Genomic DNA, 23,366 nt, shown 5'->3' with positions numbered 1-23,366 from the left:
GGAAATTCGACCCCATTGTTGCCGTCATGGGCATCGGCGAGCCGTCACTGGGTTACACGATAGAGGCCGAGCGACAGCTTGTCTCCCGATGAATAGTTGAGGCCGTCGACCTCGGCAACGCGGTTCGCCGACTTGCCTTGCGCCGCCAGCAGCCCATTCAGTTTCTGCTCGTCGCCGACCTGCGCCAGCGCCAGGGCGCAGGCAGGATCGCCGAGCAGATGCTTGGCGACGCCATCGACATCGGTCAGGACGGTCTTGGTGCCGACCAGGAACACCAGGCTCGGCTCGTGATATTCCGCCGAAGCGAGCACCGTGGTGTCGCAAGGCCTGTTGGCCTGGAACGCCGCCTCGATCGCCGGGCTCAGCCAGATCGGCTTCAGCGAAGGCGCGATGACGCCGAACAACAGCCCATAGGTGATGCCCGCGCAAGCCGCGACGGCGCCGATGCGAGGAAGCGGAACCTGCAACTCCCGCGAGAAGGCAAGGTAGCCCGCCCCCAGTGCTGCCGCGGCGGCCGGAATGCTCCACCAGGAGAAGGTGCCGGTGAGGTAGATCGGCGCTCCGACGCAGACCGCCGCCAGGCCAAGGCTGACCACGGCAAGACCGAATGCGGTCGACCACCACAACCAATCCTGCCAGCGCCTGAGCGGCGCATTCGCCTCCTGCGGCGGCAAGGTCAGCAGCCAGCCGATCAGCAGCGCCATGCCGGGATAGGCCGGCAGGACATAGTGCGGCAGCTTGGTCGGGATCAGCTCGAACACCAGCCAGAACGGAATGTACCAGGCCAGGCAGAAACGCAACCGCGGATCGTCGCGCAGACGGTTGAGGGCCTGCAGCCCGGCGCCGACCGCGATCAGACCGAACGGCCACATGAACAAGGAATAGGTCAGCATGTAGAAGCCCGGCGGCAGGCCGTGCGATTCCTCGCCCGAGGCGACCTTGGCCATCATGTCCTTGCCGACGGCATCACTGAGAAAGGCGCAGCCGCTCTTCCAGGTGATGAGGGCCACCCAGGGCAACACGATGAGCACCACCAGAGCGACACCGCGCACGAGCTTCAGCTTCAGGAGCCAGCGCCAGTCGCGCTCGAAGGCAAACAGGGCGGCGACCGTCAGCACCGACAGGAGCGGAGCCACCGGCCCCTTGATAAGGATTCCGAGGCCTTGAGCCGCCCAGAAGATCCACGGCAAATGGGCGGCCACCGGTTCGTTGCGGCGCGATGCCAGATAAATCTGGGCGAGCGCGCCTTGCGCCGCCACGCAGCAGGCCAGCAGCATGGCGTCGGTCTTGGCGTCACGGCCCTCGAAGGCTGTGGCGAAGATAGCCGCCATTATCAGGCCGGCGGCGAGACCGGCATTGGCCCCGAACAGCTTGGTGCCTGTCCAGGCAATGCCGACGACGGCCAAGGCAATGCCAAGCATGGAGACGAGGCGGTAGACCCAGATCGGCGCCGCCGCCCCCTCGCCGCTCAGCGCCACGGCCGCCGATTGCAGCCAGTAGATGCCGATCGGCTTCTTGTAGCGCGAGGCATCCTGAAAACGGATGTCGACATAGTCGGAGGTTTCGACCATCTGCTTGGTGGCCTGGACAAAACGGGATTCGTCCCGGTCGACGGGTGGAAGGCTCGCCAGTCCGCTGAATGTCATCAGCACGCTGAACAGAAAGAGAAAGAGATAGTTCCTGTTCATCGCGGAGCTTTCCGGATCTGATCTGCGGGATGGCCCCGTCGCGGCGCCTCAGGCCCTGCCCCTGCGCGGCGCCTCAATACGCCAGCCCAAACGACGAAGCAAGGATTCGCAAACGCCATCCGCGTGGGCACCAAAACAGGAACCCGCTTTTGCTGATCGCTGGACCTTTGTCTGGCGCGCGATCAGACGCAAAACCGGAAACCACTTTTGCTGATCGCGCTTGGATGCTAAACGCCCGCGTTCATGCACATCCGAGCCACAGCGGCCGGCGCTTTCGGGAAAGAAACAATGTCCGCCTTCAAATCCGATTTCCTGCGCACGATGAGCGAGCGCGGTTTCATCCACCAGACTTCGGATGATGCCGGCCTCGACAATATCTTCGCCAAGGAGACGGTGACGGCCTATATCGGCTTCGACGCCACCGCCAAGAGCCTGCACGCCGGCTCGCTGATCCAGATCATGATGCTGCACTGGCTGCAGCAGACGGGTCATCGGCCGATCGCGTTGATGGGCGGCGGCACCTCGATGATCGGCGACCCGTCCTTCAAGGACGAGGCGCGCAAGCTTTTGACCCCGCAGGACATCGAAGACAATCTAGCCGGCATCCGCCGCAACTTCATGCCCTACCTCAAATTCGGCAGCGGTCCGAACGACGCCATCATGGTCAACAACGCCGACTGGCTGATGGAGATCAACTACGTCAATTTCCTCCGCGATGTCGGCCGTCACTTTTCCGTCAACCGCATGCTGGCGTTCGATTCCGTCAAGTTGCGGCTCGATCGCGAGCAGTCGCTGTCGTTCCTCGAATTCAACTACATGATCCTGCAGGCCTATGATTTCGTCGAGCTCTACAAGCGTCTCGGCTGCCGCCTGCAGATGGGCGGCTCCGACCAGTGGGGCAATATCATCAACGGCATCGATCTCGGCCGCCGCATGGAGGATGCGCAGCTCTATGCGCTGACGACGCCGCTGCTCACCACCTCGTCGGGCGCCAAGATGGGCAAGTCGGCTTCGGGCGCGGTCTGGCTCGATGCGGAGATGCTGAGCCCCTACGAATTCTGGCAGTACTGGCGCAACACCGAGGATGCCGACGTCGCCCGCTTCCTGAAGCTCTACACGACGCTGCCGCTGGACGAGGTGGCGCGGCTCGAACAGCTCGGCGGATCCGAGATCAATGAGGCCAAGAAGATCCTCGCCACCGAGATCACCGCCCTGCTGCACGGCCGTGCAGCCGCCGAGCAAGCCAGCGATACGGCGCGCAAGACGTTCGAGGAAGGCGCGCTCGCGGAGTCGCTACCGACCGTCGAGGTCGACAAAACGGCGCTTGAAACCGGCGTCGGTATCCTGTCGCTGCTGGTCACTGCCGGACTGGCGGCATCGAACGGCGAAGCGCGGCGGCATGTGCAGGGCGGTGCCGTGCGCCTGAACGACGAGCCGGTGAGCGACGAGCGCCGCCTGGTGACATCAAAGGATTTGAGTCCGGAAAACATCGCAAAGCTGTCTTTGGGAAAGAAAAAACACATTCTGGTGCGGCCAGTCTGAACTCGATCACCGGTACTCGAAGATCGACCTGAATATTCCAGGCGCGATCACCGACAGCGGATTGATGTCCAGCAGCGGCTTGTTGGCATTGCCCTTGAGCCGGTAAGTGACACCGATCAGGCCACGGTCGCGACCATTGCCGAGCAGCGCGCCAACGATGGGCAGTTCGCCGAAGATGCGATTGAGGCCATAGACCGGCATGAACGTGCCGGTCATGTCCATGTTGTTGTTCTGGTCGTAGAGCGTGCCCTGGAACGTCGTCCCGATGCGCGGTCCGCGCAGCACGCCATTGGCCAGTTTCAGATAGCCGCTGCCCTTGTCGATCTCGGCGTAGCCGCGTTCGAACTTCACCCGCGATGTGTCCAGCTTGCCCTTGACCGCCTGGTTGAGGCTGCGGTTGTCGCCGGCCGGCGTGGTCGAGACGATGGAGGCGAGTTTCGGTTCGTTGACGACGAAAAAGTTGCTGGTGTCGACCTTGCCCTTGAGCGATCCGTCGCTCGGCCCGGCCAGTGCGAGCGTGATCGCGCCGCCTTCCATATGCTCGTAGATGTTGAGGAATCTCAGGATGGCGCCGGCGTCCGCGGACTGCATGTTGAGCGCGCGCCGGCCGGCGCCAGTGGTGTTGCTGATCGATATGGCGGCGCCTGAACTTGCCGTGGCGCTGACCTTCAGCCCGTTCACCCGCGAGCCGGCCGCGCTGTAGTCGAGCTTCAGATTGGACAATTGCTCGTCGTGGAAACCGGTCAGCCGGTCGACATCGGCGCTGACGGAAATGGCATCGGAACCGGTGGTCTTGGTAGCCGTGTCGACGTCCGAAGTGAACTGCTTGATGAGCGAGCGGGCATCGAGCGCGTTGCCCGATATGTCGACCGCATAGCCCTTGCCGGACCGCTTCACCGACACGGCAACGTCGTCGCCCCTGTTCAAGGTGACCTTGCTGAACCGCGCCGACGACAAGGCGCCGTTGACCAGCACGATGCTGCCGTCGACGGAGAACGTCTTTCCGTCGAGGTCGAAATCGGACAGCGTCATGGTCTCGCCGGACCTGGTCATGACGAAGGTGACCTTGGCGGGAACCCCTGCCCCCTTGCTCCAGCCCGCCCAGGGAATGTCCAGCCTGGCATTGGTCAGATCGGCCGAGACGTTCTGATCGCCGCTGCCGTTCTTGTCGATCGCCACCTTCACCGTTCCGGCAAGCAGCGGCTTCAGGCCGGGCATGGCGGCGGCGCGGATCTTGTCGTCGAGCACCAGGGCCACCTTGCGGCTGCGCGCCGGCCCGTCATCCCTAAGCGGCTCTACCAGATCGAGTTCGGCCGGAATGCCGTTCAGCAACGCCTTGGCGGAGATCACCGCCTTCTCGGGATCGACCGTGATCGAACCGTCGGCATCCGTCACGATCTGGCCCTCGAAGGGCTTGGCCAAGGACATGCCGCTGTAGTCGAGCGACACCAGCCAATCGAGCTTCGAGGAGTCGACACCGGACTGCAGCGGAATATCCGCCTTGACGTGGCCGGTGACGCTGCCCGACAACTCTTCCGGCAGGATGCCGACATGGCGCATGGCGTTGATCGGCTCGTAGGATGCGAGTTCGGCAACGGCGGATGCGTCGCCGTCGACATCGATATCGAGCGCGCCGACGACCGGCGGGCGGTTGGCCGCCTTGACCGTCAGCGTGCCGTTGCTGGCCGCCACGGTGCGGCCGCTGGGCATGTAGACGGTGCCCGAGGATAGGGAGATATCGACATCGTTGCCGCGGAAACCGACGACGCCGACCGCGTCGCGTATCGGCGGGATGCGGCCGGCGGTGTCGAATCGCGATCCCTCGATCTGGAAGCGGCCGAACACCTCATCGGCCGAAAGCGGCACGCCGTTGCCGAGCCGGCCCGGCACCACCTGGAACTGAAGGTTGGCGTCGACGACACGGCCGCCGAACAGATTGGCCAGCACCCAGAGCCGGGCATTGCGCGCCGAAAACCACGGCCACAGCTGCTTGACGTGAGAGACCTGCATGTCGTGGATGTTGAACGCCAGATTGATCCCCGGCACTTTGCCGTCGACGAACGCCACGGCAGCGGTGCCAAGCACCTCGCCGGAGCCGGCGGACCGAAGCGCGATCTGCTCGGCGACCAGTTTGTGGCTCACCGTGTTATAGACGCCGGCAATCCGGGCGAGGAAGGTGAGCGCCGGCTCGGGCGACTCCGAAGGCGCAAGCGACGACCCGTCGCTGGTCAGGTCGTAGCGATAGGAGGGTTCTTCACCCACCGCTCCGCTTGCCGGCTTCGGCCCGATCGACCCGGCGAAATCGAATGTCGAGCGGCCGGTCTTCAGCAGCAATCTGTCGACCTGGATCTTGTTGCTGCCCGCAACCAGCGTCGCATTGATATCGACGTCCGCCGGCAGCAGTCCTCGCGTGCCGAGATCTAGGACTGAACCCGTCGACGACAAAGCGGCCGTCAGCCGCGATGCGTTCGCGCCGAACCCTTCCGATCCCGTCAGCTTCAGCGCGACGGTTCCCAGCTTGCCGGCAGCGGCCGCCATGTCGCCGGTATCGGCCACATCGACGCTCGCATCCAGTGCCGTGACGCGGTGCGCCGCGATATCGCGGGATGCGGAAGCGGCAACGGTAGCCGTCCTGCCGTCGATGTCCGCCGTGGACGAGAACTGCATGCCGCCCGGGCCTGACTGTACGACGGTGGCGTCGGTGATCTTGACGAGCTTGATCGCTCCGGTTTCGGGCAGCACGAATTCGACATTGCGAAGGTCGATCCGGCGCAGCGAATCCTCCCGCACGGCATCGAGTGCGTGGTTGATGTTTCCGAACACCGCGGCGGACAGCTTCTCCGGATCGATGAGGCCGTCCGCATTGCGCAGGCCGGCGATCCAGTCGCCGCCGGACGGCATCGCAGCCACGACGATGCGGGCATCCGAGATCCTGGCGCTGGTCAGCCGCACATCTCCCCACAGCAGCGGGAACAGACGCACGCCGAAGCGCACGCGGCCGGCATCGGCCATCGGCTTGCCGTCCGATGTCTTCAAGCTGACGTCGCTGACCTGGAGCGCGATGAAACTCGAACCGTCGAGCGTGATGCGGGCAGGCCCGACCGCGACATTGACATCGACGCCCGCCAGTTTCTCGAGCGCCGTTTCCGCCTCGGTGCGAAGCCGGTCGGCTCCGATGCCGGAGGCGCCAACCAGATAAACGAGCATGGCGGCCAGCAGCACGAAAGCGACCAGACCGGCGAACAGTCGCGACAGGATGCGAAAACCGCGTCCGATCGACGCCTGACCGAGCGGCGGCACACGGCAGGCGGACGGAAAGGTCCCCAGGTCGGTGATCTCATCACGCCTGAACCGGATCTTCTCGTGCTGCGGTCGCTCCTGATCCACGCAATTTTCCGTTGTACGAACTCGATCGTGGACGAATCCCCGTCCGACACTATATCGGTGTGGCTTCGCGCGTAACCTCAAACAAGGGCATCGGTATGGCTGACCTCGACGTAGGCGATCTCGCGCCGCAATTCGACCTGCCGCGGGACGGCGGCGGATCAGTCAGCCTTGCCGCATCGTCCGGCAAGCCCATCGTGCTCTATTTCTATCCGCAGGACGACACAACAAGCTGCACGCAGGAGGCGATCAGCTTCTCGCAGCTGAAGCCGGAGTTCGAGAAGGCCGGCGCCGCGGTGATCGGCCTGTCGCCCGACCCCGTCAAGAAGCACGACAAGTTCAAGTCGAAGTACAATCTGACCATCGACCTCGCCGCCGACGAGGAGCGCAAGGTGATCGAGGCCTACCATCTGTGGGTCGAGAAATCGATGTATGGCCGCAAGTATATGGGGGTCGAGCGCGCGACGTTCCTGATCGGCCGCGACGGGCGGATCGCCAGGATTTGGCGCAAGGTCCGCGTCAAGGGCCATGCGGAAGAGGTGCTTGAGGCCGTTCGTGCGCTTTGAGATTTTACCGGCGAGGCCGGGCCGGTTTCCCTTACAACCTTGCGCACGCCTGGCGGGCAACCGCTGCGGACAAGTCGGCGCTGCAAGCCTTTGTTAACCTTAATAATGTGTAGTCAAGCTGTCGTGGTGTCGTAAACGAAAGCTTGGTCCCGTGAACGCAACCGGTCAGTCCGCAGTATTCGGCAGGCGTAAGGAGCCCCATACGGTCATCATCGCCCGGGGCAACGAGATCAGGCATTTCACGATCCGGCCGTGGCTGGCGGCCGTTATCGGCTCGGCGCTGGCCGCCATTGCCATAGGCTACCTCATGGCCACCTCCTATCTCGTGCTGCGCGACGATTTGATCGGCGCCACCACGGCGCGCCAGGCGCGCATGCAGCAAGCATATGAAGATCGCATTTCGGCGCTTCGCGCCCAGGTCGACCGCATCACCAGCCGGCAGTTGCTCGACCAGCAACTGATGGAAACCAAGGTCAGCGAACTGCTTGAACGGCAGAGCCAGCTGAGCCAGCGTCACGGCCGCCTTGGCCCGCTGCTCGAACGCGCCGAGAGCGAAGTCGGCGCAGCGCCGGCCGAATATCCGGCAGCGGTTGCGAAGCCGGACAAACGCGCCGAAGTGACCGGCAGCATCAAGGAGCCCGCGCGGAATTATGCGGTCGCCAGCCTGAGCGCCGATCCCGGGGCCGGCGACACAAGGCCGTTCTCGCTGTGGTCGACCCGCTCCGATCCGCTGCCCAACGATTCAGCCGCCGATCGTGCCGACAAGCTCTTCGTCTCGATCAACCAATCGCTGAGATCCATCGAGAGCGATCAACTGACCCGCATAAGCACGCTTGCCGACAATGCCTACAAGAGCGCCGATGCCATCACCCAGGCGCTCGAGGCGGCCGGACTGCCCGTCGACAGCGACTTCGGCAAGGGCGACAGCGATGTCGGCGGACCGCTCATCCCGGTCGACAGTTCGATGATGTTCGACAGCAAGGTCAAGGAGTTGGACGAAGCGCTTGACGCGCTCGACCATCTCAAGAAGGAAGCGCGCCAACTGCCGCTGACCAACCCCGCGCCGGGCCACTCCGTCACCAGCCCGTTCGGCGTGCGCACCGACCCGATCCTCGGCACCGCAGCACTGCATTCCGGCATGGATTTCAGGGCGCCGATCGGCATGGCCGCCAAGGTCACCGCGCCCGGCACCGTCACCAAGGCCGGCTGGAACGGCGGCTATGGCCGCATGGTGGAAGTCGACCACGGCAATGGTTTTGCGACACGTTACGGGCATCTCAGCGAGATCGACGTCACCGTCGGCGAGAAACTGGACGCCGGCGCCGTCATCGGCAAGACCGGCAGCAGCGGCCGCTCGACCGGCCCGCATCTGCACTACGAAGTCCGTCACAATGGCGAAGCGATCGATCCCTTGCGCTTCCTCACGGTCGGCAAGAAGGTCGCCCAGTATCTGTAAGCGATCCTGGGCTCCTGCCCCATGCGCCGATGACCATCATGATGGCTGACTAAGGCGCTTCCATCGACAGAAACGCCGTCGCTGCCGCAACCAGGGTGGCCGCGCCGACCTTCAACGCGGCCTCGTCGACACGAAACCGGGCGTGATGGAGCGGAAAGACCGATCCGATCTCCTCGTTTCGGATTCCCAGCCGAAAATAGACCGAAGGACGTTTCTCGCTGTAGTAGCCAAAGTCGTCCGCGATCGTCCATCCGGGCGTGTTGAGGATGTTGTCGGCACCGATGCAGGCCTTGGCGCTGGCGGCAATCAGTTCAGTCATCTCGACATCGTTGACGACACCCGGTTCGCCCTTGTGGATGTCGACCTCGACACGCGCGCCGTGGCTTGTCGCTACCCCATCGGCTATCGTACGAACGCGGCGCCAGGCCCGCTCGCGGGTGGCGTCGCTGCCGCTGCGGATGGTGCCTTTCAACGTGACCTTGCCGGCGGTGACATTATAGGCGTTGCCGCCATTGATGGCCGTCACGGAAATCACCAGCGGATCGTACGGGTCGATCTCGCGCGAAACGATCTTCTGCAATTCGCTCACCAGGGAGCAAGCCACGGCCAACGCGTCGACACCTTCATGCGGTTTTGCCGCGTGCGACGCCGAGCCGATGACGGCCACATCGAAAGTGTCGCAGGCCAGAGTGTAGGGACCGGAGCCGACGGCGATCTTGCCGGTCGGTGTGTACGGATCGACGTGGACGCAGATGGCGGCGTCGATATCGTCGAGAAGCCCCTCTTCCACCACCCGCCTGCCGCCCGACGGTTCGTCCTCCTCCGCCGGCTGGAAGATCAGGCGAACGGTGCCGCCAAAACTGTCCCGCGACTGGTGAAGATGCGCGGCGACCGCGAAAGCCATCGATGCATGGGCGTCGTGGCCGCAGGCATGCATCACGCCTGGATTCGTCGATGCATAATCGACGCCGGACTCCTCCTCGATCGGCAAGGCATCGATGTCGGCGCGAATGGCGACCTTTCGATTTGACGGCTTGCCGGTGCCGGCAATATCGACGGCAAGGCCAAAGCCGGCGACGTCGCGAATGTCGGCAATTCCCTGATCCACCAGCATCTGCCTGAGATAACGCTGCGTGCCGGCCTCTTGGTTCGAGAGCTCGGGATTGCGGTGCAGATGGCGGCGGACCTCGATCATCCGATCGAGAATTCCGGCGGCGATATCGGTCGTCACGGTTTTCGCAACACCACCCGCCGTGGCCGAACCCTCAGGATTTGACATGGATCTCTCGCGGGAACTTCGTCAGGGTCTCATGGCCGGTTTCGGTGACCAGGATGGTCTCGCTGATCTCGATGCCCCAGCCGTCCATCCACATGCCGAGGATGGAATGAACGACATTGCCCGGTTCAAGCACGGTCTTGTCGCCCGGCCTGAGGCTGATCGTGTGCTCGCCCCAATCCGGCGGATAGGCAACCCCGATGGAGTAGCCGATGCGCGATTCCTTCTTCAGTCCGTAGCGCTGGATGACCTTGCGCCAGGCGGCTTCGACGGCTTCGGCTGATGTTCCCGGCCTGACCGCGTCGAGCACCGCATCCATGCCCTCGATCACCGCTTTTGCCGTGTCCGAAACGTTTGTCGGCGTCTTGCCAAGCTGCATGGTCCTGGCGAGGCCTGCGGCATAGCGGCGGCAGACGCCGGCAAGTTCCAGCGCAATCGTCTCGTTTTCCCCGAACCGCCTGTCGCTCCACATGATGTGCGGCGCCGAGGCATTCTCGCCACCGAGGATTGTCGGTGGAAGCGCGGTGATGTCGCCGGCAAAATCCGGGCTGCCCGCAATCTGCGCCGCCTGGATGGCGGCGATGGCGTCGCACTCGCGAACACCCGGTGCGATCACTTCGAAGGCCCGCGTGACGGCCGCTTCGGCCAGGGTCGATGCCTTGCGCAAATACGCGATCTCGGGCGCCGATTTGACCGCGCGGATCCAGTTCACCAGCAGGTCGGCATCGTGCCATTTTGCGTTGGGAAGTCCGGCGACAAGCCGGGCGTGCGCCTTGGGGGAAAAATAATAGGCTTCGAGTTCGATGCCGATACGGCGGCTCCCCCAGTCCCTGGCGACGATCCAGCTCGCGATCCAGTCCATGGGATGGCGATCGACGCGCTGGACATGGTCTTCCGGAAAGCCGACCACGTTTTCCGGCTTCATCCAGGCGGTCAGAAGACCGCCGGCCGCATCCATGGAGCGCCCGATCCAGACCGGCTCGACCTCCTCGATTGGAACCAGCACCACCTGCGGCGTGTAGAACGACCAGCCGTCATAGCCGGTGATATAATGCTGGTTGGCAACGTCGTTGACGACAAGGAGCTCGAGACCGCGCTTCGCCATCTCGGTGCGTATCTTGCGAAGCCGCTGTTGGTACTCGTCGCGGGCAAACGGCAATTCGATCATCTTTGCTCCATGCTTTGTCGGATCAACGGTCGCGGGGTTCGCTCACCATTGAAGGGTTTCGATCAGGCGGCAATCAGCCAGGGCGGCGTGTGAGCAGGTCCTGAACCGAATACGTCCTCCACGCCCTGCTTTTGGCCCGGGCTTCGTTATCTGACTATTTTTGAATTCCATTTGACTGAATAAATAAGCGGTGCCAAGTTACGCTCTCCTAAGAGGCGCAAGGCATGGCACTGCGGGGGACCAATCAGGAGTTCGGGCGGCCGTACAACCGGCGCATCGTTCTTGAGTCCATCCGCCTGCATGGGCCGATCGCCCGCGGCGAGATCGCCCGGCGCGTCGGCCTCACCGTCCAGACGGTGTCGACCATCGTTCGTGAGCTGGAAGATCAGGGCTACATCCTGTCGCTGCGCGAAGAGCCGAAGGGGCGCGGTCTGCCGCCGGCAACGCTCCGGATCAACCCCGATGGCGGCTATGCCGTCGGCATCCACATCACTCCGCTTGGTATCAGCGCCGCCTTGATCAATCTGAGCGGCGACGTGATCGAGAGCATCTACCGCGAGGCGCCGAATGCGACGCCGGACCACGCCTTCGAGCTGATCGGGGCGATGGTGGTGGAATTGACCAGACTACGGGCTGGCGGACGAGTGCTGGGCGTCGGCATGGCCCTGCCCGGCCCATTCGACGTGGAGTCCATGAGTTTCGTCGGGCCGACCACCATGACCGGCTGGAAGGATGTAGCGCTGCGCGAACGGCTGGCGGCCTCCACCGGGTTGCCGGCCTTCTTTGAAACCGATATGGCCGCGGCCGCCATGGGCGAGCGCCTCTACGGCCTCGGCGCCCAGTTTTCCGAATATTACTATCTCTATTTCGGTGTCGGCCTTGGCGGCGTCATGGTTCATGACGGCAGCGCCTTGCGCGGCGCCTGGGGAAATGCCGGCGAAATCGGGCACATTCCCGTCATTCCGGGCGGCCAGGCTTGCCCGTGCGGCAACAGCGGCTGTCTCGAAAGATATTTGTCGCTCGAAGCGCTCCGGCGCTGGAACGGCAGCGAGGCGGATTGGGTCGCCGAAGTCGCGCCGATCTTTCACAACGCCGTCGCCGTCATCGAGAACCTGTTCGACCCGGAGACGGTCATCCTCGGCGGGCTGGCGTCCACCGACCTGCTCGAAATGCTGGCTGGTTCGGCCGGAGGCCTGCACAACTCCGTCTCGGCCCGCAAGGACCGCACGACGCCGAGGGTTGTGGTCGCACGCGGCGGACAGCATTCCGTGCTGCGCGGCGCCGCCGCCCTTGCGGTTTCCGGGGTGCTGTCACCTCGCTTCGGGCAGATGTTCGCGGCCGAACGCGAACGCGAGCGCGACCTTCTCAAAGGCAGGGAGATTGCGGCATGAGTGAACCCCTGCTGGTGCTCGACAACGTCACCAAGAACTATGGCGCGATCGAAGCGCTGAAGGGCATCAGCTTCTCGATCGGCAAGGGCGAGGTCGTGGCGCTGCTGGGCGACAACGGCGCCGGCAAATCGACGCTGGTCAAGATTATCGCCGGCGGACTGGAGCCGACCTCCGGCCGAATGCTGTTCGAGGGCAAGGAGTTCCTTGCCCGGTCGCCCGCAGAGGCCAAGGCAGCCGGCATCGAGACCGTCTACCAGGATCTCTCGCTGTGCACCAATGTCGACGTGGTCGCCAATTTCTTCATGGGCCGTGAGATCACGCGCAAGTTTCTCGGCATTCCCGTGCTCGACGAGCGCGCCATGGAAGCCGTCGTCGGAAAGGCGCTGGCCAATGCCGGCACCCGCATTCCCTCGCTGCGGGCCAATGTCGAGCATCTCTCGGGCGGCCAGCGGCAAGCCATCGAGCTCAACCGCTTCGTGCACTGGGGCGGCAAGCTGGTGCTGCTCGACGAACCGTTCGCCGCCCTCGGTGTCGAACAGACGCGGCGCGGTCTCGACATGATCCGCCAGGTGGCGAACCAGGGCATCGGCGTCGTCATCATCACCCATATCATGCAGCAGGCTTTTCAGGTCGCCGACCGGATCGTGGTGATCCGCCAAGGCGTCGTGGCCGGCGATGTCGCACGCAATAAAACAAGTCCCGATGCGGTGATCAACATGATCACCGGTGAGACGCTTGCCGGTGCCGGACCGACAGGCTGAGGGACAAAGAGGGGTCCGGCTTAAGAGGAGCGAACGACATGAAGCGAATACTTCTTGCTGTCTTCGGTATCCTTGCACTGGCCTTTGCCACGCTCACGCCGGCATTCGCCCAGTCCAAGGGTATCGTCTACTATATGGTGCCGACCCTGCTGGACGAGTTTCAGACCGGCTCGGTGAGCGCGCTGGAACTGTTCCTGAAGCAGACCGGCTACGAGATGAAGACGCTGAACGCCGACAACAAGACCGACGCCCAGCAATCGCAGATGAACGATGTCATCGCGCTGAAGCCGGCGGCCATCATCCTGGCGGCAGTTGACTTCAATGCACTGAAACCGTCGATCGAGGCAGCCCGCGCCGCCGGCATCCCGGTGGTCGAGTTCGACCGCCAGATCACCTCGACGCCATCCGACTTCACCTCTGTCGCCGGAACGGTCGAGATCGGCTACGTCGCCGCGGACCAGGCCGAGAAGCTGCTGAAAGCCAAGAACGGCTCGGTGAAGGGCAAGGTTCTGCAGGTGCTCGGCGATCCCGGCGATCCCTATACGCTCGACATCCAGAAGGGCTTCGAGGAGAAGATGAAGGCGTTTCCGGACGTCAAGATCATCTCGCTTCCGGCCATGCAATGGGAAGCCAGCAATGCCGGCACAATCGTTGCCGACCAGATGTTGGCAAACCCCGACATCGACCTGATCTTCAGCCATGCCGCGCACCTTTCGGTCGCCGCCGTCGCCTCGCTCGAGGCAGCCGGCAAGAAGCCGGGCGACGTCATGCTGATGAGCTCGAACGGCGCTCCGGTCGGCCTCGACCTGATCCGCAAGGGCTGGCTCAACGCCGAAATCGAGCAGCCGCTCTACGCGCAGGCCGCGGCTGTCGCCATGTTCATGGACAAGATCGTCAAGAAGCAAGAGATCAAGCCCGGTGAATACGACGTGCTCGGCTTGAAATCGACCGTGACCAAGGAAGCCTGGGGTCCGAACATCAAGATCCCCGGTGCCGCCATCACCAAGGAAAACGTCGACAATCCGGCCTTCTGGGGCAACCAGAAGCCGCCGACGGACACCGTCAAGTCGGTCGAATAGTCATTGAAAGCGCTCCGGGCCGTAACGGCCCGGAGCCTGCCCCTTCACACCGCCGCGTCCGAAAGGATGCCGTGGCGAATTTGAATCCGCGCCTTAACCCGACGAAATCGAGTTGATTTCGCGGGGCGCCAACCGGATCAGCCCATGAACCCGCGCACACGCAAAGCCCTGGAGTTCGTACTCGACAACCTCGTCTGGTTCATGCTGCTGTTCGTGCTGGTGGTCTTCTCCATCTTCGTCCCGAACTACTTTCAGCTCGGCATTTTCGCCAACATCATCGAGGCTTCCAGCGTGCTCGGCGTCATGTCGATCGGCCTGGCGCTGGTGATCATCGCCGGCCACATGGATCTGTCGGTCGAATCCGTCGCAGCGCTCAGCGCCATGGCGGTCGGCATCCTGTTTTGCTCGTCGGGCATCGGCATGGGCGTGCAGCTGCATCCCGAATGGCTGATGGTTCCGGTTTCGCTGCTGCTGGCGCTGGCAGTCGGCGGCCTCATCGGCGCCTTCAACGGCTATCTGGTGGTCAAGGTGAAGATGAGCGCCTTCATCATTACCTTGGCGTCCTACATCTGGGTGCGCGGCCTCGTGCTGGTCGTGTCAGGCGGCCGCTCGGCACAGGACCTGGCGCCGGCCATCCGCTGGTTCGGCATCCAGCGCCTGATCGGCTTGCCGCTGACCGCCTGGATCGCGGTTGGCTGCTTCGTCGTCTTTTCGCTGATCATGGCCAAGACGCCGTTCGGCCGGCATCTGGTGATGATCGGCGGCAACGAGACGGCGACCTTCCGCGCCGGCATCCGCGTCAACCGCAATCTCATCATCGCCTTCGTTCTCGCCGGCGCCATTGCCGGCCTTGCCGGCTGGCTGCTGGCGATCCGCACCTCGGGCGCCACCGCCAATCTCGGCGTCGGCCTGCTGTTCAACGCGTTCGCCGCGGTCGTCATCGGCGGGGTCAGCCTGAAAGGCGGTGTCGGCACCCTCCCCGGCGTCTATGCCGGCGTGCTTTTGCTCTCGGCCATCAACACGGCGATCAATTTGATGGGCCTGCCGGCCAATTTCACCCAGGTGATCCACGGCCTGCTGGTGCTGGCGGCCGTGCTGCTCGACGCCTTCAAGCAAACCATTCGCCAAAGACTCGCATGACAGGACGGCTCGCATGACCAATCGGTTACAAGACAAGGTAGCGCTGATCATCGGCAGCGCCCGCGGCATCGGCAAGGGCATCGCGCTACGCTTTGCCGAGGAAGGCGCGAGGCTGGTGCTCGCCGACACCGAGGTCGAGGCCGGGCAAGCCACCGCTGGCGAGTTGGGCGTCCCCTTCATCCGCACCGACATCTCGCAAATGAGCGACGCCGAGGCCGCCGTGGCGCTGGCGCTCAAACTCCATGGCCGCCTCGACGTCATCGTGCAGAATGCCGGCATCTATCCCTGGCAGCTGATCGAGAACACCAGCACTGATGACTGGGACCGCGTCATGGCGGTCAATCTGCGCGGCACCTTCAATGCCAGCCGCGCGGCCCTGGTGCCGATGAAGGCGCAAGGCTTCGGCCGCATGCTCTACACCTCGTCCATTACCGGCCCGCATGTCACCAGCCCGGGCCATGGCCACTATTCGGCCAGCAAGGCCGGCATCAACGGCTTCATCCGCGCCGCCGCACTGGAATTCTCCGGCTACGGCATCACCGTCAACGGCGTCGAGCCCGGCAACATCCTGACCGAAGCCATCGAGCTGCATCGCGGCGCGGCTTACATCAAGAACATGGAGGACTCCATTCCGCTCGGCCGCCTCGGCAGCCCGCGCGACGTCGCCAACGCCTTCCTGTTCCTCGCCTCCGACGATGCCAGCTACATCACCGGCACGACCATTGTTGTCGATGGCGGACAGCTGCTGCCCGAGGGCAATGATTTCCGTCTGTTGCCGCCTTGAGTGCAGCACGAACCAGACGACTCGGGTCCGTGTCTGGCAACAGTTTGAATGGACTATGGAATGGTGGGCGATGACGGGCTCGAACCGCCGACATCTTCGGTGTAAACGAAGCGCTCTACCAACTGAGCTAATCGCCCGCTCCGGGCCGGACCTTTAAGCGGTCAGGGTCCGCTTCGCAAGGCCAAATGAATGCAGGACGCCCTGGTTGGATGCCGGTTTTGCCAACAAAACGCCGGCTGTCAAAAAACCTTCTCCTGTTTGCTGTTATGCTGTCCTGTCACGCTTGACACCCGGTGGCGAACCCCTTATCCAGCGCCCCAACGACGAACACGGCTGACACGTGTTCGCCATGCGCGGGTGTAGCTCAGTTGGTTAGAGTGCCGGCCTGTCACGCCGGAGGTCGCGGGTTCGAGCCCCGTCACTCGCGCCATTTCTCTCAAGGGTATCAAGCCCTTGGCTTCAGAGAAATGTCGACATTGATTGTCAAAAAATCATCTTGGATGAGGCAACTCGGATTGTCTCGGATCTGAGTTTGATCTCCCAAGCATAGACCCAGGAACCGCCTCTGCAACGTCGGCATTGACGACGCCGCGCTCTGGTCGCGTCAACCGGCGCAAGCAAGGCGCCGCCCAAATCCTGTCAGTCGCACGCCGGCGCGCACCCGCACGTCTGGCCATCCCCTGTCTCCGATCCCATCCAACCGCCCCCGAAAAAGTCATCATGGCTGCACGAACCTGTGAGCTCGATCAGGACATCCATCGAAAATTGTGAGAGGAAGGTCGATCTGAAGGCAGTCAAACAGCGGGGACTTTGTTCATGAGCGATCACACCAGCCTGAATCTTCTGGAGACCACACTTGCCGCCGCCCAGCAGGATCAACGGACTCTGGACGAGCAGCGGCAAAGCACCACGCCTCTTGTGGACGGCATGTCCTTTTTCGACAGCATCCGGCACAATGACGACCGCGGCAGCGTCACGGAGATCTATGACCCGCGCTGGGGTTGGCATGCCGACCCGCTGGTCTTTTCCTACATGTTCACAATTCGCCCTGGCTTGGTGAAAGGGTGGGGCCTGCACAAGCTGCACGAGGACCGCTATTTTGTGATCAGCGGCGAGATGGAACTGGTCCTTTATGACCCTCGCCCCGAATCCAGCACATACGGCAAGATTTCGAAGGTTTACCTCTCCAGCAATCATCCACGCCTGGTCAATATTCCGAAATTTGTCTGGCATGCCGACCGAAACATCGGAACATCCGACGTGGTCGCCATCAACTTCCCAACGATACAATACGATCACGCAAATCCCGATAAGTATCGCCTGCCGATCGATACCGATCTCATCCCCCATGATTTCGGCAGCGCGAAGGGATGGTGAGCAAGCCCCGCTTTTCCATCCTCATGCCGACGCACTCGCGCGTGGATGTCATCGGTGTGGCTATCCAATCGGTGCTGGACCAGACCGTCGACGATTTTGAATTGCTGGTCGTCGGCGACGGCTGCGCGGCCGGCACGGCCGAGGTGGTCGAAGCCTTCCATGACAGCCGCATTCGTTTCTTCGATCTCCCCAAGGCGCCGAACTTCGGCTACGCGAACCGCAACATCGTGCTGCGTGAGGCACGCGGCGAGCTGATTGGCTTTGCCGCCGATGACGACCTCCTGTTTCCGGATCATTTTGAGATCCTGGCGGATGGCCTCAAAACTGGAGCTGCCATCGCGTACAGTCAGGCGCTGTGGGTTTCCACCGATGGCATCGCAGCCCCCTTCCTGACCAATCTGGACCTGGCCGACGAGTTCAGGGGGTTCACTGAGGTCGGCAACACGATACCCGCCAGTTGCTTCCTGTATCGGGCCGATTGCCTGCCGTCGCGAGATGTCTGGCCCGAAGACGTCGCATCGGCCGGGGACTGGCAATTGTGGCGGCGAATCATGCGCGAGAATCCGCGAAACCCCTTCACCTATTGCCGCGTTCCAACCGTCCTGCATTTCAGCGCCGCATGGAAAAAATCACGGCACTCCGCAGTATCCCAACTCGCCACACTGCTTGATATCGCCGACAGAGCCGGCTGGTGGCCTTCGGCCTTGCGAGTCTGGATACCGAACGCCAGCAAGGAACAATCCGAATACTCGCGCCTCATGCGCGTTGATCCCAGGGCCTGGAGCGAGCAGATGCGCCGTGCCGTCGGGGATCTGGTAGCGCGCCTTGCCTGGGAGGATGTGCAGACGATCCGACCGATGCTTGCAAGCGCTGAAGCCGAGAAGGCGACATTGCATTCTGAAATCTCAAGGTTGCGCAGTGCGCTTGAGGCGGCTCACCAAAGCAGCGTCGGGCTGCAGAGCGCCGCTTCGGATGCCAGGAACGAGAAGGACGAGATCGAACAAAGGTTGCAAGCGTGCCAGATGCAAGTCGCGGCCTTGCATCAGTCCAGAAGCTGGCGCTTCACAGGCCCGCTGCGCAATATCTCCACAAGCTTGCGTTCGAAAAAACCATAGGGCCTCAAGAACTGGCCGGAGGCGGCGTCAGCGGCCAGTCAGCCAAGCCGATCTTATCCCCCAGCCAGCAGCGCCTCGACCTCCCGAAGCGTCGGCATTGACGGCGCGGTCCCTGGCCGGGTCACCGAAATGCCAGCGACGGCACAGGCGAAGCGCACCGCTTGCAGCGGCTCCACGCCCCTCGAAAGTGCTGCGGCAAGCCCGCCATTGAAGGCATCGCCTGCCCCCGTGGTTTCGGCCACCGGCCCGGCACTGACGGCTGGAACATGGTCCGAGCGGGTCTTAGAGTGCAAAAGCGCGCCCTTGTCGCCGAGCGTGACGATGACCGTGCCGACCCCCTTTTCGAGCAGGCTGTCCGCGGCGCGCCGCGCCTCGTCGACCGAGGACACCTTCATCCCGGTCAGTTCCTCCGTCTCGGTCTCGTTGGGTGTGAGGTAGTCGCAGAGCGTGTAGATGCGGTCGGGAAGCTTTGCCGCGGGGGCCGGATTGAGGATCGTCGTCACCCCTGCCCCACGCGCGATCTCCAGCGCCCGCATGGCTGCTTCGATCGGCTGTTCGAGTTGGGTGACAAAGACGCCGGCACCGCCGATCAGCCCGGCATTGGCCTCGATATCGGCTGACGAGATCAGCATGGCGGCACCGGGGCTGACGATGATGGCGTTGTTGCCGGTGGTCTCCTCGACGAAGATGTAGGCGGCACCGGTGTAGCTTTCCGGCGTGTCGATGACGGCATTCTTGACGCCCGCCTGCGCCCAGGTCTGCCTGGCCATGTCGGCGAAGGGATCGACGCCGAGGCGGGTGAGGAAGGTGACGTCGGCGCCGAGCTTCCCGGCGGCCACGGCCTGGTTCGAGCCCTTGCCGCCCGGCCCCAGCGTGAAGGATGTGCCGAGGATGGTTTCGCCCATGCGCGGCTGCCGCTGCGCCCTGTAGGCGGTGTCGGCGACGAACACACCCAGGATGACGACCGGCTTCATGACGACCGGCTTGCCCGAAGCCATGCCGCTACTCCGCATCCGGCGGCACGACGCCCTTGCGGAAGGCGAAGCAGCCGTAGAAGCGGCGCTCACCTGTCTGGATCACGCAATAGGCCTGTTTGGCGCGCTCGTAGAAAGCATAACGCTCGACCGCGATCATCGGCCACGACTTGCCCTCGGCGTTGTCGACCTCCTTCTGCACTTCGCTTTGCACGGGCGGAATCTCGTCCGGCTTGCCGACAATCTCCATGCGTGCGGCCGAATCATCGACGAATGTGTCGAGCGGGTAGAGCGACAGCACCGCCTTGACCACTTGCGCCGCCGAGGCATCGATGCGCAGCACGCGGCCGAGCGCCGTCTGGCGCGCCACCGAATCGGACGGAAAATTGGTGTCGGCGATGATCAGATCATCGCCATGCCCCATTGCCCGCAATGCCTGCAGCACGTCGGCATTGAGCAGCGGGTTGATGCCTTTGAGCATGGTATTCCTCGTGAGTTGGGATCAGAGACGCTTGCCGGTCTCTGCGTCGAAAAGGTGGATCTGATCGAGCCGGGGCTTCAGGGTCAGCGTGTCGCCGGGCTTGAAGTCGTGCCGCTCACGAAACAGCGCCACCATCTCGCCGTCGCCGAAGCGCAGGAACACCAGCGTTTCCGAGCCGGTCGGCTCGACCACCGAAATCTTCGCTGGCACGCCATCGGGATGGATCTCGAGATGCTCCGGGCGCACGCCATAGACGACAGCCTGGCCATCCTGCGCTGCATTGCCTGGTGCAATCGGGAACAGCGTGCCTGCAATGTCGACACCGGGCCTGGCACCCTTGCGCATGACGCCCTTGAGCAGGTTCATCGAGGGCGAACCGATGAAGCCGGCGACAAACAGGTTGGCCGGTCTGTCGAACAGTTCGAGCGGCGCGCCGACCTGCTCGATGCGGCCGTCGCGCATGACGACGATCTTGTCGGCCATGGTCATGGCTTCGATCTGGTCGTGGGTGACGTAGATGGTAGTGGTCTTCAGCCGCTGGTGCAGCTCCTTGATCTCGGTGCGCATCTGCACGCGCAGCTTGGCGTCGAGATTGGAGAGCGGCTCGTCGAACAGGAACACTTGCGGATTGCGCACGATGGCGCGGCCCATGGCCACGCGCTGGCGCTGGCCGCCGGAAAGCTGGCGGGGATAGCGCTTCAGATAAGGGTTGAGGTCGAGGATATCGGCGGCGCGCTTGACCCGCTCGGCGACCACGGCCGGATCGGTTTTCCTGAGCTTGAGGGCAAAGGCCATGTTCTGCTCGACCGTCTTGTGCGGATAGAGCGCATAGTTCTGGAACACCATGGCGATGTCGCGCTTGGCCGGCGGCAGATGATTGACGACGCGGTCGCCGATGGCGATCGTGCCGGCGGAGACGGTCTCCAACCCAGCCACCATCCTGAGCAACGTGGACTTGCCGCAACCCGAAGGGCCAACCAGCACCACGAACTGTCCGTCTGCGATATCGACGCTGACTTCGTGCAGAACCTTGACCGTTCCAAAGGCCTTGGCCACCTTGCTGATCGCGACTTGCGCCATATCTCCCCCATCGGCTCCATTAGCCGTAGGCGCAGAAGCTACCCAACGCGACCTGCCAGGGCAAGTCGGTCTCTTATAGATAAAAACCCGCTCTCGTTGACACGGCGTTTGGTTGTGAGAATAGTGGCAGGCGCTGGTCAAAATGTCGGTACCCGATCCGCAGGGAATTTCAATCGACGCAGGGTGGGGTCCTGCCTAATTCGTTTCCGAACCGGGGAGCATCCTTGGCGCTCCAGCGTCCGACAGTTGGCCGATTTATTCACACTGATGTTCTGGGAGGAAATAGGCGATGAGAACGGGTCTTTACGAGAAACTGGTTCGTGCCGGCGCCACAAGGCGCGACATATTGAAGGGCGCGGCCAGCATGGCCGCGATCGCAGCCGCATCCGGCGCCGGACTTGGCGCCTTGACGCGACCGGCCTCCGCGGCAAGCGAATTGCGCTCCAAAATCCTGCAGATCCCCGGCGTCGGCAAAGGCCAGCCGACGGACGCCGATTTCCAGAAGGTCGGTGAACTCTGCCTCGAGGCGACCAAGGCCAACGTCAAGGAAGGCGAATTCGCCGGCGTCGAGCTGACCTTCATGGGTCTCAACAACCAGAACCTGCACAATGTGCTGTTCCGCGGCTTCCTGAAGCCATGGGAGACCTATACCGGCGCCAAGATCAACTGGATCGACCTGGCGCAGGCCGACTACAACGCCCGCCTGCAGCAGTCGATCGCCACCGGCACCGTCGATTTCGACATCATCGAGATGGGCGCGCCGTTCGAAGGCGATGTCTGCGGCAAGGGCCTGACCTCGGAAATGCCGGATTGGGTCAAGGACCAGATCGACATGAAGGACGTCGTGGCCTATCTGCAGCCGCCGGTCGGCACCTGGGACGGCAAGCAATACCGCGTGACCGTCGACGGCGACGCGCACAATTTCAACTACCGCACCGACGTGTTTACCGATGCCGACCTCGCCAAGGCCTGGAAGGACGGCGGCGGCGAAGGTGAATGGGGCGTGCCGAAGACCTGGCAGCAGGTCCAGGCGGTGACGAAGTTCCTCAAGGGAAAGAAACTCAAGGACCAGGACGTCTTTGGCTATCTCGACGCGCCCAAGGCGTGGGGTGGTTTCGGCTTCTATTTCCTCGGCAGCCGCGCTAGCGCCTATGCCAAGCATCCGGACGACAAGGCCTGGCTGTTCGACGCCGACACGATGAAGCCGCGCGTCAACAATCCGGCCTGGGTGCGCGCCATCCAGGACGTCATCGACGCGCTGCCGTCCGAACCCGCCGACCAGATCAACGCCGATCCGAACACGACCGCCTTCCAGCAGTTCCTGGCCGGCACCGGCTCGATGGTCACCTGGTGGGGCGACGTCGGCTCCAACGTCAAGACCAACGACTCTTCCGTCGTCGGCGACGTCACCGGCTTCTCGATCCTGCCTGGCTCGGACGATGTCTACAATGCGAAGACCGGCGCCTGGGACAAGCTCGCCAGCGGCCCGAACTATGCGCCCAACTGCGCCTATCTCGGCTGGGGCGTCTATGTCATGGCCCGCGTCGATGCCGACGAAAAGAAGAAGAAGGCGGCATGGTCCGCCGCCGCTCATCTCGGCGGCAAGGACCTGTCGATCTGGACGGCGATGTATCCATCGGGCTTCCAGCCTTACCGCAACTCGCATTTCGACATTCCCGAATGGGTGGCGGCCGGCTACGACGAGGCGTTCATCACCTCCTACCTCAAGTCGGAATCCGACAGCTACAACCATCCGAACGCGGCGATCGAGCCACGCATCCCCGGCATCTTCCAGTACTACAGCGCCGCCGAGGACATCCTGGCCAACACTTTCGCCGGCAAGATGAAGGCGCAGGAAGGCGCCGACGCCATTGCGGCGGCCTGGGAGAAGCTGACCGACCAGATCGGCCGCGACAACCAGATCAAGCTCTACAAAGCTTCGCTCGGCATGTAGGCTGGCCTATGAACCGTGGGGGGGGGGGCCCCCCCCCCCCCGAGTGAGACGCGACCGGGGCCCCGCGGGCAGGATAACGAGGGGTATTTTTTGTGGGCAAGCGAAGCACGCGCACCCCAGGCCCGCGGCCGCCCGCCCCACCGCGGCGGT

General features: G+C 63.3%; 18 protein-coding genes and 2 tRNA genes. 12 read left to right on the top strand and 8 right to left on the bottom strand.

Translation table 11 applies throughout. The features are described 5' to 3' along the window. Nucleotides 1–44 precede the first annotated feature (44 nt). Nucleotides 45–1,688, bottom strand: coding sequence for an ArnT family glycosyltransferase (locus NKH95_RS31665; RefSeq protein ID WP_352610548.1), 1,644 nt, complete (start codon nucleotides 1,686–1,688; stop codon nucleotides 45–47). A gap of 288 nt (nucleotides 1,689–1,976) precedes the next feature. Here NKH95_RS31665 and tyrS point away from each other — a divergent pair, with 288 nt between their 5' ends. After that, the gene (tyrS, locus tag NKH95_RS31660; RefSeq protein ID WP_352610547.1) at nucleotides 1,977–3,230 is read left to right on the top strand and encodes a tyrosine--tRNA ligase; all 1,254 of its coding nucleotides are present in this window, start codon (nucleotides 1,977–1,979) and stop codon (nucleotides 3,228–3,230) included. Nucleotides 3,231–3,236: 6 nt separating this feature from the next. Here tyrS and NKH95_RS31655 read toward each other — a convergent pair whose 3' ends face one another. Next, nucleotides 3,237–6,617, bottom strand: coding sequence for a hypothetical protein (locus NKH95_RS31655; protein ID WP_352894332.1), 3,381 nt, complete (start codon nucleotides 6,615–6,617; stop codon nucleotides 3,237–3,239). A 95-nt stretch (nucleotides 6,618–6,712) separates the two neighbouring features. On the opposite strand from NKH95_RS31655, the gene NKH95_RS31650 reads away from it, so the two are divergent. Then, nucleotides 6,713–7,180: a peroxiredoxin gene (locus tag NKH95_RS31650; RefSeq protein ID WP_128305433.1), complete on the top strand. Its 468-nt coding sequence runs from the start codon at nucleotides 6,713–6,715 to the stop codon at nucleotides 7,178–7,180. A 151-nt stretch (nucleotides 7,181–7,331) separates the two neighbouring features. After that, complete coding sequence (locus NKH95_RS31645) at nucleotides 7,332–8,636, top strand: M23 family metallopeptidase (RefSeq protein ID WP_352894329.1); 1,305 nt, start codon at nucleotides 7,332–7,334, stop codon at nucleotides 8,634–8,636. 49 nt (nucleotides 8,637–8,685) lie between these two features. On the opposite strand, the gene NKH95_RS31640 is transcribed toward NKH95_RS31645, so the two are convergent. After that, entirely contained in the window at nucleotides 8,686–9,915 is a 1,230-nt protein-coding gene (locus NKH95_RS31640) for a M20 metallopeptidase family protein (RefSeq protein WP_352894327.1), read from the bottom strand. Continuing rightward, nucleotides 9,902–11,080, bottom strand: coding sequence for a M24 family metallopeptidase (locus NKH95_RS31635; RefSeq protein ID WP_352894325.1), 1,179 nt, complete (start codon nucleotides 11,078–11,080; stop codon nucleotides 9,902–9,904). Before NKH95_RS31635 ends, NKH95_RS31640 begins: the two co-directional genes overlap by 14 nt. Before the next feature lie 224 nt (nucleotides 11,081–11,304). Between NKH95_RS31635 and NKH95_RS31630 the strand changes: the two genes are divergently transcribed. The 5 genes from NKH95_RS31630 to NKH95_RS31610 all read left to right on the top strand — a co-directional run bounded on the left by NKH95_RS31630 (nucleotide 11,305) and on the right by NKH95_RS31610 (nucleotide 16,235). Then, on the top strand, nucleotides 11,305–12,471 hold the full coding sequence (locus NKH95_RS31630; RefSeq protein ID WP_352894323.1) for an ROK family transcriptional regulator: 1,167 nt from the start codon (nucleotides 11,305–11,307) through the stop codon (nucleotides 12,469–12,471). Continuing rightward, nucleotides 12,468–13,232, top strand: coding sequence for an ATP-binding cassette domain-containing protein (locus NKH95_RS31625; RefSeq protein WP_352894321.1), 765 nt, complete (start codon nucleotides 12,468–12,470; stop codon nucleotides 13,230–13,232). The genes NKH95_RS31630 and NKH95_RS31625 overlap by 4 nt, the downstream gene beginning before the upstream one ends. A gap of 38 nt (nucleotides 13,233–13,270) precedes the next feature. Then, entirely contained in the window at nucleotides 13,271–14,311 is a 1,041-nt protein-coding gene (locus tag NKH95_RS31620; RefSeq protein WP_013532176.1) for a sugar ABC transporter substrate-binding protein, read from the top strand. Between the two features lie 144 nt (nucleotides 14,312–14,455). Continuing rightward, nucleotides 14,456–15,451, top strand: a complete 996-nt coding sequence (locus NKH95_RS31615) for an ABC transporter permease (RefSeq protein WP_023810300.1) — start codon at nucleotides 14,456–14,458, stop codon at nucleotides 15,449–15,451. Between the two features lie 13 nt (nucleotides 15,452–15,464). Next, nucleotides 15,465–16,235, top strand: coding sequence for an SDR family oxidoreductase (locus NKH95_RS31610; RefSeq protein ID WP_023810299.1), 771 nt, complete (start codon nucleotides 15,465–15,467; stop codon nucleotides 16,233–16,235). Between the two features lie 61 nt (nucleotides 16,236–16,296). On the opposite strand, the gene NKH95_RS31605 is transcribed toward NKH95_RS31610, so the two are convergent. Continuing rightward, nucleotides 16,297–16,372, bottom strand: a tRNA-Val gene (locus NKH95_RS31605). Between the two features lie 216 nt (nucleotides 16,373–16,588). On the opposite strand from NKH95_RS31605, the gene NKH95_RS31600 reads away from it, so the two are divergent. From NKH95_RS31600 to NKH95_RS31590, 3 genes are all read left to right on the top strand, one after another. Continuing rightward, nucleotides 16,589–16,665 (top strand) — tRNA-Asp (locus tag NKH95_RS31600). 386 nt (nucleotides 16,666–17,051) lie between these two features. Beyond that, nucleotides 17,052–17,612: a polysaccharide biosynthesis C-terminal domain-containing protein gene (locus tag NKH95_RS31595; protein WP_023810298.1), complete on the top strand. Its 561-nt coding sequence runs from the start codon at nucleotides 17,052–17,054 to the stop codon at nucleotides 17,610–17,612. Then, nucleotides 17,606–18,727 (top strand): glycosyltransferase family 2 protein, encoded by a 1,122-nt coding sequence (locus NKH95_RS31590; protein WP_023810297.1) that lies wholly within the window; start codon nucleotides 17,606–17,608, stop codon nucleotides 18,725–18,727. The genes NKH95_RS31595 and NKH95_RS31590 overlap by 7 nt, the downstream gene beginning before the upstream one ends. 53 nt (nucleotides 18,728–18,780) lie before the next feature. On the opposite strand, the gene rbsK is transcribed toward NKH95_RS31590, so the two are convergent. Genes rbsK through NKH95_RS31575 form a run of 3 tightly spaced genes read right to left on the bottom strand, consistent with a single transcriptional unit; the run spans nucleotide 18,781 to nucleotide 21,262 of the window. Continuing rightward, nucleotides 18,781–19,725: a ribokinase gene (rbsK, locus tag NKH95_RS31585; protein WP_023810296.1), complete on the bottom strand. Its 945-nt coding sequence runs from the start codon at nucleotides 19,723–19,725 to the stop codon at nucleotides 18,781–18,783. 4 nt (nucleotides 19,726–19,729) lie between these two features. Then, nucleotides 19,730–20,182 (bottom strand): RbsD/FucU family protein, encoded by a 453-nt coding sequence (locus tag NKH95_RS31580; protein ID WP_023810295.1) that lies wholly within the window; start codon nucleotides 20,180–20,182, stop codon nucleotides 19,730–19,732. 21 nt (nucleotides 20,183–20,203) lie between these two features. Beyond that, nucleotides 20,204–21,262, bottom strand: a complete 1,059-nt coding sequence (locus tag NKH95_RS31575; protein ID WP_023810294.1) for an ABC transporter ATP-binding protein — start codon at nucleotides 21,260–21,262, stop codon at nucleotides 20,204–20,206. 289 nt (nucleotides 21,263–21,551) lie between these two features. Here NKH95_RS31575 and NKH95_RS31570 point away from each other — a divergent pair, with 289 nt between their 5' ends. After that, nucleotides 21,552–23,216, top strand: coding sequence for an ABC transporter substrate-binding protein (locus NKH95_RS31570; RefSeq protein WP_023810293.1), 1,665 nt, complete (start codon nucleotides 21,552–21,554; stop codon nucleotides 23,214–23,216). Nucleotides 23,217–23,366 lie beyond the last annotated feature (150 nt).

This window comes from Mesorhizobium sp. M0848 (assembly GCF_040319805.1).
Classification (GTDB): Bacteria; Pseudomonadota; Alphaproteobacteria; order Rhizobiales; family Rhizobiaceae; genus Mesorhizobium.
The sequence above is the reverse complement of the archived record's forward strand: the minus strand, read 5'-3'. Positions and strand labels throughout refer to the sequence as shown.